Below are 16,728 nucleotides of genomic sequence, written 5' to 3'. Positions count from 1 at the left end.
TCCAGAGCTCTGGTAAAAAGTGTTCTGGGCGCTAAATCCAGGAATGACGCGAAGGCAATGTGCCGTTCAAGTAATAGGCACCAACCGCGTGATACTTCCAGCGCACCGGGTCGTGCAGGGTGTGCACCCGGGCGTTGCGCCAGTGGCGGTCGAGGTTGAATTCGGCAAGGGTGGCGCGACTGCCGGCCAGCTCGAACAGCTTTTCGCTGGCCCGCAACGAGATCTCGGTGGTCAACACTTTTGCTTCGGCGACGGCAATGGAAGCGCGAGCGGCGGACTCGGCTGTGAGCGCAGCGGCGCTCACCTGGTCGAGTACCTGCCCGGCCTTGCGCAGCAGTGCTTCGCCAGCATGCAATTCGATTTTCAGCTTGCCGATATCGGCGATCACGTACAGATCATCGCTGGCCCGTTCAACGTTGGCGTCGACCCATGGCCGTGCACGGGTTTTCACGAACTCGATGGCGTCATCAAGGGCGCCTCGGGCGATGCCGGCATCGATGGCGGCCTGGATCAGTTGCGAAACCGCACCCTGAGTATTGGGCGTGTCGTTGATCTTCCAGTTATCCACCACCAGCTCTGCGTCGACCCGCACGTTGTTCAGCAAGATGGTGCCGCTGGCGGTGGTACGCTGGCCGAAACCGGACCAGTCATCGACGATGCGCAGCCCCGGCGTACCGCGACGAACGAAAGCCAGCACTTGCTTGCCGTCGTCATTGATCGCCTTGACCGCGACCCAGTGCGCGAACAACGCGCCGGTGGAATAAAACTTCTGCCCGTTGAGGACAAAACCATCGCCGTCGGCGGTGATGCGCGCCTTGAGTTCCAAGGTGTTTTTAGCGCCGCGTTCCGGTCCGGCATTGCCGATTCGCCAGCCTTCCAGAACACTCTTGAACAGCTGCTTTTTCTGCGCCTCGGTGGCACTGCCGAGCACCAGGTTGAGGATGCCGAACTGGTTCTGTGGAATCTGCCCCAGGGCTGGGTCCGCCGCGGAAATGATCGCGAATACCTCGGCCAGGGTGACGAATGAAACCTGTGGGCCACCGTACTCGCGGGGAATGGCAATGCTGCCCAGACCGCTTCGGGTGAATTGTTCGACTTCCGACCACGGTAGCTTGCGCTGCCGGTCGCGCCTGGCTGCTTGCAGGCGCGCGACTTGCGCCAGTTCGTGTGCGGCCTTGATGGCTTGAGCGTCGTTGCGCAGCACTTGAGCGGGCAGCAACAATGGGGCGATGTCCAGGTCACTCTGGACGATTGCATCAGCCAGACTGGACATCAGTGCCACTCCTTGGCTACACGCAATGCCCTGGCGATCTGCACTGGGGTGATTGTGTTCCGGACCATACCTACCTCACATCTCATGAAAACGCCGCGGGGTGCGGCGAACGAAAACAAGAATGTCCGGTGGTCCGGTTTATATACCCTAAACGCGTATAAATGCTTTTTGAACTAACTTTTAGGAATATGCATAGAAGGTCGATTGGCACAGCCAATCTTCAGCGTCCGTGCTGGCGCCCAGCGCGAATTGTTGCCTACGCGATCGAGGATGCAGTAAGTCACCTCCAGTCGCAGGTCTTCGCCGGCTTCAAGAATGATCGCTGGTGGCACCCAGACCTGAACCGGCTGGCCCACATCACTTTCCTTGAGTGGGGGCAAATCCATGCGGGCGTCGCCCCAACGCAGGGTGATCTCGTCATCGGCGGCCATGTTCAGGTACGGCTCGATGGTCACCGGCACGCCGCGCTTGATCTGGTTGGGGTTCACCCCTTGGCGGCGAATCGTTCCGGGAATGTTTACCGGGGCCAGGCTCTGGTTTTCGTCACCACTGAACGCAGACACCTGGCCACCGGGACACTCGAGTTTGGACTGCACGCGCCTGGCGGGCGATACGATCGGTGCTTGCCCTATCTGCATGATTCGATAGTGGACGCGTGAAGAGCCACTGGCGATAAAGCTCTCGGGTACCCGAAGCTGGACGGGTTGGCCAATCTCATGGGCCATCAGGACCCTGGAGGCGACGTAGCAGTTGTCCCAGAACAGTTCGATCAGGTCGCCTTCGTCCATCGCGGGGTAGGGCGGCACCTCGATCAGCAAGTGCGTCGCCGAGGCGAGGTTGATTCCGGCCTTGTGCGATTGCGCCAGCGTCGGGGCGGCAAGTCCGGTTTTATTTGAGGTGCTTGTCATGGAAGTCTCCTTGATGTTTTGCAATGAAGTCCGTTTCAGAAAAATAAAACGTGAGTTCGAACAGCAAAACCGTTCATTACTTTGATTTTAAATAATGATTGAGCGCGAGCAGTGCCGCTGGAAGGAGACTAGATAAGAGTGGGTCGGAGTATGTGTCAATAGAGTGAGTTGGTTAAATGGGAAGTTTGGTGTTATTCAGAATAATCCTACGCATTGAAGTTAATAAACTGTCCCGGTGCGTCGAATCTACCTGCTCGGAGCGCCATTTTTTGAGGGTTTTGCGCAGTTTGGGTGCGACTGATGTTCAGTCGGTAAAACTGTTGCGCAATACATATATGTATCGAGCGTGCTGACAAAATGTGCTTGTCGCGCACGTATATTTAATTATGTAAGAGTAGGGTTTTTACGCGGAGGGTGTCACTTCCATCCATGGAAGTTGACAAGTGTTACGAGGGGTTTAGTTGTGTGCGTTGTTCAGGAACTTGCTGAGGAACTGTTTCGTGCGCTCTTCCTTGGGGTTGGCAAACAATGCCTTCGATTCGCCTTGTTCGACGATCACGCCCTTGTCGAAAAACACCACGCGATTGGCCACGTCACGGGCGAAAGCCATTTCGTGGGTGACGATGACCATGGTGCGGTTCTCGTCGGCCAGGCCGCGGATGGTCGCCAGCACTTCACCCACCAGCTCCGGGTCGAGCGCCGAGGTGGGTTCGTCGAACAGAATCACCTCCGGTTCCATCGCCAGCGCGCGGGCAATCGCCACACGCTGTTGCTGACCCCCTGAAAGGCGACGCGGGTAAGCGTCCTCCTTGCCTGCCAGGCCGACCTTGGCCAGCAGCTTTTTACCCAGGGCAACGGCGTCGGCGTGCGCGATCTTCTTGACGATGATCGGGCCTTCGATAACGTTTTCCAGGGCGGTGCGGTGGGGGAACAGGTTGAAGTTCTGGAACACGAAGCCCACGTGCTGGCGCAAACGGCGCACCAGGCTCTGTTGCTGGTTCAACGGGCGGCTGGTATCGACTTCGATGTCGCCGACCTTGATCCGGCCGCTGGTGGGTTCTTCAAGGAAGTTCAGGCAACGCAGGAAGGTGGTCTTGCCCGAGCCGCTAGGCCCGATGATCGCCACCACCTCACCTTCCTTCACTTGCAGATCGATGCCGTTGAGCACGACTTGACCCTTGAACTGCTTTGTCAGTTTTTCCACGACAATCATGGGGTCAGGACTCCTGGTCGTGCCGGTTGACCCGTGCTTCGAGCTGGTTCTGCAGGTGCGACAGCACCGTGGCCAGGACCCAGTAGATCAGCGCGGCGGCAAGGTACATGGTGAACACTTCGAAGGTGCGGGCGGTAATCAGTTGCGCCTGACGGAACAGCTCCGGCACCTGGATGGTAGCGGCCAGCGCGGTGTCCTTGACCAGCGAGATAAAGCTGTTGCCCAGTGGCGGCAATGCGGTACGCATCGCTTGCGGCAGGATGGCCCGGCGCAATGTTTGCGCACGGGTCATACCGATACTGGCAGCGGCTTCCCACTGACCGCGTTCGATGGAGCTGATCGCGGAACGCAGGATTTCGCAGGCATAGGCCGCCATGTTCAGCGAAAAGCCGATCAGGGCCGCGGGCAGTGGATCAAGTTCCATGCCCAATTGCGGCAAGCCGTAATAGATCACGAACAGTTGCACCAGCAACGGCGTGCCGCGAAAGAACGACACGTAGATGCGGGCGACCCAGCTCACCAGCTTGAAGCGTGAAAGGCGCATCAGTGCCAGGCCGAAGCCCATCACCAGGCCGAAGAACATCCCGCCCAGGCTCAGGATGACCGTGTAGTACGCCCCCTTGAGCAGAAAGGGCAGGGAGTCCAGTGCGAGTTGAAAAGCTTCTTCCATTATTGGGTGACGTCAGCGCTGAAGTATTTTTCCGAAAGCTTTTTCAGCGTGCCGTCGGCGCGCAGCTTGTCGATGGCCTTGTTTACGGCTGCCAGCAGTTCAGGCTCGCCTTTGCGCAGGGCAATACCGGCTTCCTGACGGGAGAACGCATCGCCGGCAGCGGTGGTGTCCTTGGCTTTCTTGGCGTATTCCAGCGCAGCCAGGCGGTCGATCAGGATGGCGTCGATACGGCCGACACGCAGGTCCTGGAACTTGGTCGGATCATCTTCGTAGGTGCGCACGTCAGCGGTCGGGACATTGGCTTTGACCCACTGCTCGTAGTTGGTGCCCAGGCCCACGCCGACTTTCTTGCCACCCAGGTCTGCAGCGGACTTGATGTTCAGTTCGGCGGCTTTCTTGGTCAGTACCAGCGCCTGAATCCCGGAAACGGTGTAGGGCTCGGAGAAGTCATACTTCTTCTTGCGTTCTTCGGAGATGGTCACCTGGTTGATCACGGCGTCCAGGCGCTTGGATTCCAGTGCCGCGAGGATGCCATCCCATTTGGTCGGTTGCAGTTTGACCTTCACACCCAGCTCTTTGGCCAGGGCTTCGGAGAATTCGACTTCGAAGCCGGTCAGCTTGCCGTCGGCGTCAACGAAACTGAAGGGTGGGTAGGTGCCTTCCAGGCCGACGTTGATCACGCCTTTGTCCTTGATTTGTTGCAGTTGTTCACCGGCCACTGCCTGGCCGATCAGGCCGGCACTGAGTGCCAGGCCCAGCGAACCCACCAGCAGATTGCGACGTAGTGCGGAAAAATTCATGACAAGCCCCTGTGTTTTCTTATGGAAGACGCTTAAGGAAAGTTGGCAAATTCGGGATTTTGACGACTGCGTTATCCTGCCTTAAAGCAGCGTACGCGTCGCGTTACAAATTCGCCTGCGGCGCGACTATATGATGACGCTTTTAGATTAGAAAATAATAAATTCTATTTTTGTTATTTCTTAAGGGAATATGAGTTGTCTGTTGAAAGAACGCAGCCTGCGGCAGCTCCTACATGGATCGGCGTATCCTGTAGGCGCTGCCGAAGGCTGCGATCTTTTGATCTTTGGCTCTTACAAAAAGCTTGTATAGGCAAACAACGCCGGCGCCCCGCCAGTGTGCAGGAAGATGATCGGCCCCTCATTGAAACGCTGGCGGCCAATCCCGTCCAGCAACCCCGCCATGGCCTTGCCAGTGTAGACCGGGTCCAGCAGCAGGCCTTCCTGACCGGCCACCAGCTTCACCGCCGCCAGCGTCCCGGCATTGGGCTCGCCATAGCGCGGCGCGAAATACTCGTCCCACAACTCGACCTTGAAACTCGCTGGCAATGGCACCCCCAACAATTCGGCGGTGCGTTCGGCCAGGCCCTGTACTTTTGGCCGCTGATCTTCATCGCTGCGCGAAACGGTGACGCCGATGACTGGCAAATCCGGCAACGCTTCGCTCAAAGCCAGTGCAAGGCCGCTGTGTGTCCCTGCACTGCCCGAGGCCAGGATGACGGCGGCGAAATTCAGCCCGGTGTCCTTGATCTGCTCGGCCAGCTCCAGCCCGGCTCGCACATAACCCAAGGCGCCCAGCGCATTCGAGCCGCCGATCGGCACCAGGTAAGGCTTCTTGCCGTTGCTGCGCAGACGGGCTGCCAGGGCTTGCAATTGCTCATCGGCGTTATCCAGGTTTTCTACCAATTCGACCTTGGCATCGAACAGGTCCAGCAAAAGCCGATTGCCATTGCCGACATAGTTGGCGTCGTCGGTGCCCAGCGGGTTTTCCAGCAGGGCCACGCAGCCAAGCCCCAGCTTTGCCGCAATGGCAGCGGTCTGGCGCACATGGTTGGACTGCAGCGCCCCTGCCGTGATCAATGTGTCAGCGCCCTGGGCCAGGGCATCGGCTGCCAGGTATTCAAGCTTGCGCAGCTTGTTGCCGCCCATGGCCAGTGGGGTCAGGTCATCGCGTTTGACGTAGACGTCGCGCCCCAGCCAGGCCGACAGACGTTCGAGTTTTTCCAGGGCGGTGGGTTGACCGAGCAGGTCGAGACGATTGAAGCGGGCAAGCTGTTGTTTGATCATGGGTCCATACTGGCGGTGGAAGGTCTTTGGACTATAGGCACGCCACTTTGTCGCGGCAACCGGCAATCGCTTATAGCCGATTGTGCTTACGACAGCACAATTGGTTCTTAATTTGGCTTGCTGGCCTTGCCGTAAAGTAATCGCCGTCAGTGCGGCCCGACAGTCCGGCCGCCCGTGAGGAGTTTTTACCGTGAGTGAGCGTTCCAGCCATTGGCAATTGCAAACCATCGTCAGCCAACTGCGCACGGCGCGTGAGCAGTGGCGTGCACAAAACGGCCGCGCCAGCGGTGAGCAGGGTGGTCGCGAGTTGCCGTCACGGGCGGCCATGGCGGACATTCTCGAAGCGCTCTGCGGTGCGCTGTTCCCCATGCGCCTGGGGCCGGTGGATTTGCGCGAGGAGAGTGAAGATTTCTACGTCGGGCACACCCTCGATGTGGCGTTGAACGCGTTGCTCGCTCAGGCGCGACTTGAGTTGCGCTACGCCGCCCGCCACAGCACCCACGCCGACACGGAGGTAGAGGCCAAGACCATCCAGATCATTCAGGACTTCGCCCTCGCATTGCCGGGGCTGCGCAGCCTGTTGGATACCGACGTACTGGCGGCCTATCACGGCGACCCGGCGGCACGTAGCGTCGATGAAGTGCTGCTGTGCTATCCCGGCATTCTGGCGGTGATCCACCATCGCCTTGCTCACCATTTATATCGCGCCGGACTGCCGTTGCTGGCCCGGATCAGCGCGGAAATCGCCCACTCGGCCACGGGTATCGACATTCACCCGGGCGCGCAGATCGGCCGCAGTTTCTTCATCGACCACGGGACCGGTGTAGTGATCGGCGAGACCGCGATCATCGGCGAGCGGGTGCGGATTTATCAGGCGGTAACCCTGGGTGCCAAGCGCTTTCCCGCGGACGAAGACGGCCAGTTGCAGAAGGGCCAGGCGCGGCATCCGATCGTTGAGGATGACGTGGTGATTTACGCTGGCGCGACCATTCTGGGGCGGATCACCATCGGCAAGGGCTCGACCATTGGCGGTAATGTCTGGCTGACCCGCAGCGTACCGGCGGGCAGCAACCTGACCCAGGCGAATTTGCAGCTGGATGATGGGGCGCAGAAGTAAGCTGCTCAATCTGATCGTTCCCACGCTCTGCGTGGGAACGCCTCAAGGGACGCTCCGCGTTCCGGCCGCATCGCCACCTAAAATCTGACATTCCTGTGACGCAGAGCGTCACGGGCGGCATTCCCACGCAGAGCGTGGGAACGATCCCATACCCGCGTCGTATTGCTCTTTGAGCTACTGTTCGAGCACGACCGCCGAGCCCTGCGATTAGTCCTTAGCACCCTATTCATGTTTAACTTGAACGTTCATTCAAGTTAAACCGGTGGTTCGCTGCCCGCTCACAACAGGAGGCTTGCCTTTGCTGAGTCCGATTTCTACAGCCACGTTAGACCCCTTCGAGGTGCACCTTCAATGAGTGCATCGTCCATTCCCCCAAGCGGCCTGATCCGCATGAATCCGCCGGTGTTCTACTTTGCGGCGACCTTCATTCTGTTGTTCGGTGTCGTGGTCATGGCCATGCCCGAACAGGCCGGCGCCTGGTTGCTGGCGGCGCAAAACTGGGCAGCCAACACGGTTGGCTGGTACTACATGCTGGCGATGACCCTGTATCTGGTCTTCGTGGTGGTCACCGCGTTATCGGGCTACGGTAAGATCAAACTCGGTGCCGACCACGACGAGCCCGAATTCAGTTATCTGTCCTGGGCTGGCATGCTGTTCGCCGCCGGGATCAGCATTACGCTGTTTTTCTTCTGCGTGTCGGAACCCCTGACCCACATGCTGCAACCGCCTCAGGGCGAGGCGGGCACGGCGGATGCTGCGCGGCAAGCGATGCAGATTCTGTTTCTGCACTGGGGCCTGCATGGCTGGGGCGTGTTCGCCTTTGTCGGCATGGCGCTGGCCTACTTCGCCTACCGGCACAACCTGCCGCTGGCCTTGCGCTCGGCGCTGTACCCGCTGATCGGCAAACGCATCAACGGCCCCATTGGTTACGCGGTGGACGGCTTCGGCATCATCGCCACGGTCTTCGGTCTCGGCGCGGACATGGGCTTTGGGGTGTTGCACCTCAACTCGGGCCTTGACTACCTGTTCGGCATCGCTCACACCCAGTGGATCCAGGTCGGGCTGATCACGCTGATGATGGGCGCGGCGATCATCGTGGCGGTGTCCGGGGTCGACAAGGGCGTGCGGGTGATGTCCGACATCAACATGCTGCTGGCCTGTGCGCTGCTGCTGTTCGTGTTGTTCGCCGGGCCCACCCAGCATCTGCTCAATACCCTGATCCAGAACATTGGCGACTACCTTGGCGCCTTGCCGATGAAGAGTTTTGATCTCTACGCCTACGACAAACCCAGCGACTGGCTGGGTGGCTGGACGGTGTTCTATTGGGCCTGGTGGATCGCCTGGTCGCCGTTCGTGGGCCTGTTCATTGCGCGGATTTCCCGTGGCCGGACCATTCGCGAATTCGTCTTCGGCGTGCTGTTGATTCCGCTGGGTTTCACCTTGGCGTGGATGTCGATCTTCGGCAACAGCGCCATCGACCAGGTGCTCAACCATGGCATGTCGGCGCTGGGCATGTCGGCCATCGACAACCCGTCGATGACCCTCTACCTGCTGCTGGAAACCTATCCATGGAGTAAAACCGTGATCGCGGTCACGGTGTTCATCAGCTTCGTGTTCTTCGTCACCTCCGCCGATTCCGGCACGGTGGTGTTGTCAACGCTGTCCGCCAAGGGCGGCAACCCCGATGAAGACGGACCGAAATGGCTGCGGGTGTTCTGGGGCGCGATGACCGCGCTGGTGACCAGTGCGTTGCTGTTTTCCGGCAGCATCGATGCGCTGAAGTCAGCCGTGGTCCTGACTTCGCTGCCGTTTTCGCTGATTTTGCTGTTGATGATGTGGGGGCTGCACAAAGCGTTTTATCTGGAATCGCAGAAGCAGATTGCGCAGATGCATTCCCTGGCGCCAGTGTCCGGCTCGCGGCGCGGTGGTTGGCGTCAGCGCCTGAGCCAGGCGGTGCATTTTCCGTCGAGGGACGAGGTCTATCGCTTCCTCGATTCGACGGTGCGCCCGGCCATCGAAGAGGTGTCGGCGGTGTTCATCGAAAAGGGCCTGAGCGTCGTGACTCACCCGGAGCCGGTCAATGACAGCGTCAGCCTGGAAATCGGTCACGGCGACGAACACCCATTCATCTATCAGGTACAAATGCGCGGTTACTTTACGCCGTCGTTTGCCCGGGGTGGCATGGGCGCCAAGGAGCTTAATAATCGTCGTTATTACCGGGCCGAAGTGCATTTGAGCGAGGGCAGTCAGAACTACGACCTGGTGGGATACACCAAGGAGCAGATCATCAACGACATCCTTGATCAGTACGAAAGGCACATGCAGTTCTTGCACCTGGTGCGTTGAGCGGTTCTTCAGGTTTCGGTGGTCAACACCATGAACAACACCAGCGCCGCCACCGGGATACCGAACACGGCGCTGCCGACCATCACCTCCGTGCCCAATGGTTGGCCGGCATGCACGATGCCCACCGCGCCATTGATCAGCGTCAGGGCCAGCCACAGCACGATAAAGCTGTAGGCAAGGACCTGGCGGGGGAAGCCGATTTTTTCGCCGATGTACAACATCAAAGCAAGCAGGATCAGCCCGAATGTGATGATGATGGTGGTGTGCATGGTGTTTGCCTCCCTGTAGGAGCGAGCCTGCTCGCGATTGGCGTCGCCGCGGTTTCGATGTGAGCATAGTTAAACCAGCCCGCCATTCACCCAAAGATGAAACCTTTGAAACGTTTCAGCAATTATTCGAGTCCGGGGTTTTCTGGCGTTTATCTGGGCGTATGCTGGGCGACTGGCGAAGCAGATGTAACCAGATTCAAGACAGACAAGTGAGGATTCGATGACTTACACCGCTGCCGAAAACCGCTACGACTCCATCCCTTACCGCCGCGTGGGCCGCAGCGGACTGGTGCTGCCGGCGTTGTCCCTGGGTCTGTGGCACAACTTCGGCGACAGCACGCCGATCGACACCCAGCGTGCGCTGTTGCGCACGGCGTTCGACCTGGGCATCAACCATTTCGACCTGGCCAACAACTACGGCCCACCGTATGGCAGTGCCGAAATCAATTTCGGGCGTTTGCTGCGTGAAGACTTCAAGCAGTACCGCGACGAGTTGATCATTTCCAGCAAGGCCGGTTGGGACATGTGGCCCGGCCCTTACGGTCAGGGCGGTGGTTCGCGCAAGTACGTGCTCGCCAGCCTTGACCAGAGCCTGCATCGCCTGGGCCTCGACTATGTGGACATCTTCTATTCCCACCGTTTCGACCCGGACACCCCGCTGGAAGAAACCGCCAGCGCCCTGGCTACCGCCGTACAACAGGGTAAGGCGTTGTACATCGGTATCTCGTCTTATTCCGGGGTGAAAACCCGAGAAATAGCGGCATTGCTCAAAGAGTGGAAAGTCCCGTTGTTGATTCACCAACCGGCCTACAACCTGCTCAATCGCTGGGTGGAAAAGGACTTGCTGGACACCACCGACGAACTCGGCACCGGCGTGATTGCCTTTACGCCGCTGGCCCAGGGGCTGCTGACGGACAAGTACCTCAATGGGGTGCCGGTGGATGCGCGAGTCAACCGTCCGGGTGGTGGCTCGTTGCAGGCCGCGCATTTGTCCGAGGCCAACATTGCCCAGGTGCGTGCGCTCAATGAGATCGCCAAGCGTCGCGGTCAGAGCCTGGCGCAACTGGCGCTGGCCTGGACCCTGCGCGACCCTCGGGTGACTTCGGCGCTGATCGGCGCGAGCCGGCCGGAGCAGATTATCGAGAACGTCGGGGCGTTGAAGAATTTGAGCTTTAGCGCAGAAGAGTTGGCGCAGATTGACCGGTTTGCCCAGGAGGGTGGGATCAATCTTTGGGAGAAGCCTTCGACGGCTGAGTAAGTGTTCAGGCGTGATCGTTCCCACGCTCCGCGTGGGAATGCCTCAACGGACGCTCCGCGTTCGGCTCTCGATGGGACGCGGAGCGTCCCGGGCTTCATTCCCACGCAGAGCATGGGAACGATCGGATCAGCGGAAAAACGGCACATCCCCCAACACCGTCGCCCGCTGCATCACCCGCCGCGCTGGCCGGTAATCATCCACCGCGTAATGCTGGGTCACGCGGTTGTCCCAGAACGCGATGTCGTCTTTCTGCCAGCGCCAGCGAATGGTGAATTCCGGCCGGGTCGTATGGGCGAACAGGAACTTCAGGATCGTCTCGCTCTCGGTTTCCGACAACTCGTTGATCTTCGAGGTGAAGCCCTCGTTGACGAACAGTGAGCGACGTCCGCTTACTGGATGTGTGCGGATCACCGGGTGTGACAGCGGCGGATTCTTGCGCCGTGTCTCTTCCCACTGGGCCAACGCTTCAGGTGTGTTGCCATAGCGCTCCAACGGGAACGAACGGGTGAAGTCGTGAGTGGCGGTCAGCCCTTCGAGCAGGGTTTTCATCGGCGCCGACAAGGCTTCATACGCCGCGATGCCGCTGGCCCACAAGGTATCGCCGCCAAACTCCGGCAGCAGCTTGGCACTGAGCACCGCACCCATGGCCGGGGTCGGCAGGAAGGTCACGTCGGTGTGCCATATCGCGTTGTCACGCACGTCGGTGACAGCCGTGTCGAGGATCAGCACCTCCGGTTGTTCCGGCACGTTCGGGTAGATCGGGTGAATGTGCAGGTCGCCGAAATTGGCGGCGAATCGCGCTTGCTGCTGCGGGGTGATCGGTTGGTCACGGAAGAACAGTACCTGGTGCTTGAGCAGCGCCTGCTCGATGGCGTCGCGTTGTTCCAGGTTCAGCGGCTGGCTGACGTCGACGCCGCTGATCTGTGCGCCGAGGGCCGAGCTTAGGGGGACGATGGTCAGGTTGCTCATGGTGGTTCTCTTCAATTCGGGGGTGCCGAAATGTCGGCGTAGTCAGTGCTGAATCTGTCAGTGAGTCTGACCGTGCCATGGCACCAGCTTGCGTTGCAGGGCACGCAGGCCCATCTCCATGGCGAAGGCAATCAGGGCGATCACCAGAATTCCCAGCACTACCACATCGGTGACCAGGAACTGCGCAGCTGACTGCACCATGAAACCCAGGCCGCTGGTGGCGGCGATCAATTCGGCGGCCACCAGCGTCGACCAACCCACGCCCAGGCCAATGCGCACGCCAGTCAATATGTCCGGCAAGGCGCTCGGCACAATCACATGGCGGATCAGTTGTGCGCGGGTCGCACCCAGTGACTGCGCGGCGCGCAATTTGGCCGGGTCGACGGTTCGCACACCAGTGGCGGTGGCGATGGCGATCGGGGCAAAAATGGCCAGGTAGATCAGCAGCACTTTCGACAACTCGCCGATACCGCACCAGATCACGATCAGCGGCAGGTAAGCCAGCGGTGGAATAGGGCGGTAGAACTCGATCAACGGATCGAGAATGCCGCGTGCAAGGCGGTTGTGCCCGATAGCGATACCGACTGGCACGGCGGTCAGCACCGCGAAACCGAGGCCCAGGCCAATGCGGCTGAGGCTCGCGCCCAAGTGCTGCCACAAGGTCGAATCCATGTAGCCATTGGTCACCAGCAGCCAGCCTTTTTGCAGCACGGCGGACGGTGGCGGCAGGAACAGCGGTTCGATCAAGCCAGTCGCCGTGACAGCCCACCAAATGGATATCAGCGCGATCAATGTCAGCACACTGATCCAGCGAGTGCTCAGACTGCGGCGCAGTGGAATGACTGCAGTGCCTGGTTTAACCGCTGCGGCGGGAATTTCGTAGCTGCTCATGCGCGCTCCTGCCGCTGGGCGGCGCTACGTTGGGAGAACACTTTGGCGAGCACGTGTTCGCGGGTTTCGATAAAGCGCGGATCGGACTTGATCGACCGTGCCGATTCACCCGCGGCGTAACGCTGGCCGAAATCCAGGTGCAGACGCTCGACGATCTGCCCAGGATTGGGTGCCAGCAGAATCAGATCCGTGGCGAGAAACACCGCCTCCTCAATGTCGTGGGTAATCAGGAAGACCGGTTTGGCGGTGCGCCGCCAGACTTGCAGCAGCAGCTCTTGCATCTGTTCGCGGGTGAAGGCGTCGAGGGCGCCGAAGGGTTCATCCATCAGCAGTACACGCGGATCAGCAGCAAGCGCGCGGGCCAGGCCGACACGTTGCTTCTGGCCGCCCGAGAGTTGCCAGATGCGGCGGCTTTCAAATCCGGAAAGATCCACCAGCGCGAGCATTTCCCGTGCGCGGATTTCGCGTTTGTCCCGAGCAATGCCTGCCAGTTCCAGGCCAAAGCCGACGTTGGCCAGCACGTTCTGCCAGGGCAGCAGGGCGTCGTCCTGAAAGACCACGCCGCGTTCGGCGCTCGGGCCCTTGACCGGCACGCCGTCGAGGGTAATACGCCCGGCGCTGGGCTCGACGAAACCGGCAATCAGGTTCAACAGCGAGGTCTTGCCACTGCCGGACGGGCCGAGGGCGACCAGCAACTGCTGGGGGCCGAGGGTCAGGGAAATATCCGCCAGTACCGGTGTAGGGCTACCGGGGTACTGTGCGCTGATGCGCTCCAGCTGTAGCAAAGCCATCGCCATTAACTCCCTATCAATCCGTGATGAACTTGGCGCTGACGTACGGCGCGTAGTCCGGCAGTACAGCATCAACCTTGCCTTGCTCCTTGAGGAACACGGCGGTGTCGGTGATGGCCTTGGTGGTCGGTGCGCCCAGCGTAATCACTTGATCGGCTGCCAGCGGATAGACGTTGCCTTGCAGCAGCAGTGGAATGTCGCTGGCCTTGGCGCCGGACAGTTTTACCAGCTTGTCGACGTTACCTTGATTGGCGAGCCAGGCTTTTGGGTCTTTGCGGTAATCGGCGTAAGCATCCAGGGTCACTTTGGCGAACGCGGTGACGATTTCCGGGTGCTTCTCGGCAAAATCCTTGCGCACGATCCAGGCATCGAAGGTTGGCGCACCGAACTTGGCCAGTTCGCCGGAGGTGATCAGTACCTTGCCGTTTTCCTTGGCCACACCGAGTGCCGGGTCCCAGACGTAGGTGGCGTCGATGTCTGCGCGTTTCCAGGCGGCAATGATCGCGGGTGGCGCCAGGTTCAGCACAGTGACTTTCGATGGGTCGATGTTCCAGTGCTTCAGCGCGGCCAGCAGGCTGTAGTGGCCGGTGGAAACGAAGGGTACGGCGATTTTCTTGCCGATCAGGTCTTGGGGAGTCTTGATCCCGGACCCGTCGCGGGCCACCAAGGCTTCGGCGGCACCGATCTGGGTCGCGATCAGGAAGGTTTCCACCGGCACCTTGCGGGTGATCGCTGCTGTCAGCGGGCTGGAACCGAGGTAGCCGATCTGCACGTCACCCGAGGCGATGGCGGCGATGATGTCTGCACCGTTATCGAATTTGCGCCAGTTGATGTCGGCCTTGGTGGCTTTTTCATACGCGCCGTCGGCCTGGGCAACTTTCGCCGGGTCTACGGTGGTCTGGTAAGCGACAGTCACGTCGGCTGCCTGGGCAAGAAAGCTCGCCGCAGCCAGGGAGGCGGCCGCCAGCAAGCGAAGGGGGGAATTCAGTTTCATCGAGAAGCTCCTTGTCAGGCGACCGAGAGTCGGCGTGAAAGGAGACTAAATGATATAAGAATATTAAAATAAATAACTTTTTAGAATGAGCTTATGAGCGGAAAATTCTAAGCCGGACCACAGATGATCGTTCCCACGCGCAGCAAAGGAACGCCTCCACGGACGCTCCGCGTTCGGCTTATGGGACGCGGAGCGTCCCGGGCTGCATTCCCACGCAGAGCGTGGGAACGATCAGTACGCTGGAGGTTAGTTGCTGATTGCCAGAATGCTCGCTTGGTACGCCCCGACAAACACATCGAAATCACCGACTTCGTTCTGCTCAAGCTCAGCCTGTTGGGCCAGCGACGAACGCGCGAGCTCTTCAAACCTGGCCTGTTGCTCTGCCGGCAATGGCTCGCTGCGGAAAAACTCCGCGTGTACCCGGCTCTGACGCAGGGAGAATTGGGCAAAGCTTTCCTTGTGCTCGGCCATTGCCGCCAGTACCTGGGCTGATGGCGTCAGGGCAGGGTTCTGGACCTTGGCCATCTGCGCGTCCAGGGCTTTGCTGTGGGCATCGCCGCCATGGCTCTGATCAAGCAGCGCGGCCAGTGGGGCAATCTGCTCCAGCAATTGGCCAGCCCACTCTTTCAAGTCGACCGGGTGCCCGTCGCGTTGCAATTGCAGGCCCGGGCGACGGCCTTCCTTGACCACGCTGAGGAAGTTGGAGGTTGCATTGGTGCAGCTGGTGTTGGTCAGCAACGGGCTGTCGTTCAGCGCGCAGTACAGAAGGAAGGCGTCGAGGAAGCGCGACTCGGTGAGATCGATGCCCATCGGCAGGAACGGGTTGATGTCCAGGCAGCGTACTTCGACGTACTGGATGCCGCGGGCCATCAACGCCTGGATCGGCCGCTCGCCGGTGTAGGTCACACGTTTCGGGCGGATATTGGAGTAGTACTCGTTTTCGATCTGCAGGATGTTGGTATTGAGCTGGACCCACTCACCGTCCTGGTGGGTGCCGACTTCGACATACGGCGCATAGGGTGTCGCCACCGCTTTGCGCAGGCTATCGGTGTAGCTGTTCAGGTCGTTGTAGCATGGCGTCAGGCCGGCTTGGGCGTTGCTCTGGTAACCCAGGTCGCTCATGCGCAGGCTGGTGGCGTACGGCAAATAGAGGGTGTCCGGGTCCAGCTGTTCCAGCTGATGCGAACGACCGCGCAGGAACCCGGCGTCCAGAGCCGGCGACGCGCCAAACAGGTACATCAACAGCCAGCTGTAACGACGGAAGTTACGGATCAGCGCGATATAGGCCGACGACTGATAGTCACGGTCGGTGCCGGTAAAGCCTTCGGCCTGCTTGAGCAGTGGCCAGAGCTTTTCCGGCAGGGAAAAGTTGTAGTGAATGCCGGCGATGCACTGCATGGTCTTGCCGTAGCGCAGCGCCAGGCCCTTGCGGTAGACATACTTGAGCTGACCGATATTGGACGTGCCGTAGTAGGCGATCGGGATATCTTCCTCGGCCGGTAACGGGCACGGCATCGAGGGGCTCCACAGGTACTCGGTGCCGAGCTTGCTGTAGGCAAAACGGTGAATGCTGTCCAGGCTCGCCAGCGTATCCGCCGGGTCGGGCAGGGCCGGGGTGATGAACTCCAGCAGCGACTCGGAATAGTCGGTGGTGATCTGTTCGTTGGTCAGCGCGGAACCCAATTCTTCCGGGTGCGGCGTTTGCGCCAGGCGACCTTCATCGGTCACGCGCAGGCATTCGCGTTCGATGCCGTGAAGGCACTGTTCGAGCAGAGAGAGGTTAGCGCGCTCGCCGAGCAGGGCCAGGCGGCGGTTGAGAAGTTCGCTCAAGTTGGATTCCTTCACGCGTCAGTCGCCCCAATATGGGGGTGGGCAAGACGGTCTACAAGGGTGAAGTTAAAACTGGCGTTTTCGCCTGGTTTTCGGACTGCTCGCCACAGGGAAT

General features: G+C 59.9%; 15 protein-coding genes. 3 read left to right on the top strand and 12 right to left on the bottom strand.

Annotated elements, in window-relative coordinates:
* Positions 1-31: 31 nt before the first annotated feature.
* From ACIO0C_RS13490 to ACIO0C_RS13465, 6 genes are all read right to left on the bottom strand, one after another.
* Positions 32-1,273, bottom strand: a complete 1,242-nt coding sequence (locus tag ACIO0C_RS13490; RefSeq protein ID WP_401312617.1) for an SfnB family sulfur acquisition oxidoreductase — start codon at positions 1,271-1,273, stop codon at positions 32-34.
* Positions 1,274-1,446: 173 nt separating this feature from the next.
* The gene (locus ACIO0C_RS13485; RefSeq protein ID WP_401312614.1) at positions 1,447-2,181 is read right to left on the bottom strand and encodes a hypothetical protein; all 735 of its coding nucleotides are present in this window, start codon (positions 2,179-2,181) and stop codon (positions 1,447-1,449) included.
* 457 nt (positions 2,182-2,638) lie between these two features.
* Complete coding sequence (gene tcyN / locus ACIO0C_RS13480; protein ID WP_401312612.1) at positions 2,639-3,394, bottom strand: L-cystine ABC transporter ATP-binding protein TcyN; 756 nt, start codon at positions 3,392-3,394, stop codon at positions 2,639-2,641.
* A gap of 4 nt (positions 3,395-3,398) precedes the next feature.
* Positions 3,399-4,064: a cystine ABC transporter permease gene (gene tcyL, locus ACIO0C_RS13475; RefSeq protein WP_401312609.1), complete on the bottom strand. Its 666-nt coding sequence runs from the start codon at positions 4,062-4,064 to the stop codon at positions 3,399-3,401.
* Positions 4,064-4,864: a cystine ABC transporter substrate-binding protein gene (tcyJ, locus tag ACIO0C_RS13470; protein WP_401312607.1), complete on the bottom strand. Its 801-nt coding sequence runs from the start codon at positions 4,862-4,864 to the stop codon at positions 4,064-4,066. The genes tcyL and tcyJ overlap by 1 nt, the downstream gene beginning before the upstream one ends.
* Before the next feature lie 291 nt (positions 4,865-5,155).
* The gene (locus tag ACIO0C_RS13465; protein WP_401312604.1) at positions 5,156-6,148 is read right to left on the bottom strand and encodes a D-cysteine desulfhydrase; all 993 of its coding nucleotides are present in this window, start codon (positions 6,146-6,148) and stop codon (positions 5,156-5,158) included.
* 190 nt (positions 6,149-6,338) lie between these two features.
* Here ACIO0C_RS13465 and epsC point away from each other — a divergent pair, with 190 nt between their 5' ends.
* Positions 6,339-7,265: a serine O-acetyltransferase EpsC gene (gene epsC, locus ACIO0C_RS13460; protein ID WP_401312601.1), complete on the top strand. Its 927-nt coding sequence runs from the start codon at positions 6,339-6,341 to the stop codon at positions 7,263-7,265.
* A gap of 390 nt (positions 7,266-7,655) precedes the next feature.
* Entirely contained in the window at positions 7,656-9,611 is a 1,956-nt protein-coding gene (gene betT / locus ACIO0C_RS13455; RefSeq protein ID WP_401312823.1) for a choline transporter BetT, read from the top strand.
* A gap of 8 nt (positions 9,612-9,619) precedes the next feature.
* Here the strand turns inward: betT and ACIO0C_RS13450 are convergent, their stop codons facing one another.
* Positions 9,620-9,880, bottom strand: a complete 261-nt coding sequence (locus ACIO0C_RS13450) for a hypothetical protein (RefSeq protein WP_401312598.1) — start codon at positions 9,878-9,880, stop codon at positions 9,620-9,622.
* Between the two features lie 220 nt (positions 9,881-10,100).
* Here ACIO0C_RS13450 and mgrA point away from each other — a divergent pair, with 220 nt between their 5' ends.
* Positions 10,101-11,138: an L-glyceraldehyde 3-phosphate reductase gene (gene mgrA / locus ACIO0C_RS13445; RefSeq protein WP_401312595.1), complete on the top strand. Its 1,038-nt coding sequence runs from the start codon at positions 10,101-10,103 to the stop codon at positions 11,136-11,138.
* Positions 11,139-11,264: 126 nt separating this feature from the next.
* On the opposite strand, the gene tauD is transcribed toward mgrA, so the two are convergent.
* The 5 genes from tauD to gshA all read right to left on the bottom strand — a co-directional run bounded on the left by tauD (position 11,265) and on the right by gshA (position 16,613).
* Positions 11,265-12,107, bottom strand: a complete 843-nt coding sequence (gene tauD, locus ACIO0C_RS13440) for a taurine dioxygenase (protein WP_401312593.1) — start codon at positions 12,105-12,107, stop codon at positions 11,265-11,267.
* Positions 12,108-12,164: 57 nt separating this feature from the next.
* Entirely contained in the window at positions 12,165-12,998 is an 834-nt protein-coding gene (gene tauC / locus ACIO0C_RS13435) for a taurine ABC transporter permease TauC (protein ID WP_401312590.1), read from the bottom strand.
* Positions 12,995-13,789, bottom strand: coding sequence for a taurine ABC transporter ATP-binding subunit (gene tauB / locus ACIO0C_RS13430; RefSeq protein WP_401312588.1), 795 nt, complete (start codon positions 13,787-13,789; stop codon positions 12,995-12,997). The genes tauC and tauB overlap by 4 nt, the downstream gene beginning before the upstream one ends.
* A gap of 16 nt (positions 13,790-13,805) precedes the next feature.
* Complete coding sequence (gene tauA / locus ACIO0C_RS13425; protein ID WP_401312585.1) at positions 13,806-14,783, bottom strand: taurine ABC transporter substrate-binding protein; 978 nt, start codon at positions 14,781-14,783, stop codon at positions 13,806-13,808.
* A 246-nt stretch (positions 14,784-15,029) separates the two neighbouring features.
* Positions 15,030-16,613 carry a glutamate--cysteine ligase gene (gene gshA / locus ACIO0C_RS13420; protein ID WP_401312583.1) on the bottom strand — a complete coding sequence of 528 codons (1,584 nt, stop codon included), beginning with the start codon at positions 16,611-16,613 and terminating at the stop codon, positions 15,030-15,032.
* Positions 16,614-16,728: the final 115 nt, after the last annotated feature.

The organism is Pseudomonas sp. NPDC087336 (genome assembly GCF_044744285.1).
Taxonomy (GTDB): Bacteria; Pseudomonadota; Gammaproteobacteria; order Pseudomonadales; family Pseudomonadaceae; genus Aquipseudomonas.
Note: the sequence above shows the minus strand (reverse complement) of the source record. Positions and strands in the feature narration are given on the sequence as shown.

Excerpts from the sequence above, each read along its gene's own strand:
- mgrA (WP_401312595.1), top strand. The coding sequence starts at position 10,101 with ATGACTTACACCGCTGCCGAAAACCGCTACGACTCCATCCCTTACCGC.
- tcyN (WP_401312612.1), bottom strand. The coding sequence starts at position 3,394 with ATGATTGTCGTGGAAAAACTGACAAAGCAGTTCAAGGGTCAAGTCGTG.
- tauC (WP_401312590.1), bottom strand. The coding sequence starts at position 12,998 with ATGAGCAGCTACGAAATTCCCGCCGCAGCGGTTAAACCAGGCACTGCA.
- tcyJ (WP_401312607.1), bottom strand. The coding sequence starts at position 4,864 with ATGAATTTTTCCGCACTACGTCGCAATCTGCTGGTGGGTTCGCTGGGC.
- tcyL (WP_401312609.1), bottom strand. The coding sequence starts at position 4,064 with ATGGAAGAAGCTTTTCAACTCGCACTGGACTCCCTGCCCTTTCTGCTC.
- ACIO0C_RS13465 (WP_401312604.1), bottom strand. The coding sequence starts at position 6,148 with ATGATCAAACAACAGCTTGCCCGCTTCAATCGTCTCGACCTGCTCGGT.
- tauB (WP_401312588.1), bottom strand. The coding sequence starts at position 13,789 with ATGGCTTTGCTACAGCTGGAGCGCATCAGCGCACAGTACCCCGGTAGC.
- ACIO0C_RS13490 (WP_401312617.1), bottom strand. The coding sequence starts at position 1,273 with ATGTCCAGTCTGGCTGATGCAATCGTCCAGAGTGACCTGGACATCGCC.
- tauD (WP_401312593.1), bottom strand. The coding sequence starts at position 12,107 with ATGAGCAACCTGACCATCGTCCCCCTAAGCTCGGCCCTCGGCGCACAG.
- betT (WP_401312823.1), top strand. The coding sequence starts at position 7,656 with ATGAATCCGCCGGTGTTCTACTTTGCGGCGACCTTCATTCTGTTGTTC.
- ACIO0C_RS13450 (WP_401312598.1), bottom strand. The coding sequence starts at position 9,880 with ATGCACACCACCATCATCATCACATTCGGGCTGATCCTGCTTGCTTTG.
- tauA (WP_401312585.1), bottom strand. The coding sequence starts at position 14,783 with ATGAAACTGAATTCCCCCCTTCGCTTGCTGGCGGCCGCCTCCCTGGCT.
- ACIO0C_RS13485 (WP_401312614.1), bottom strand. The coding sequence starts at position 2,181 with ATGACAAGCACCTCAAATAAAACCGGACTTGCCGCCCCGACGCTGGCG.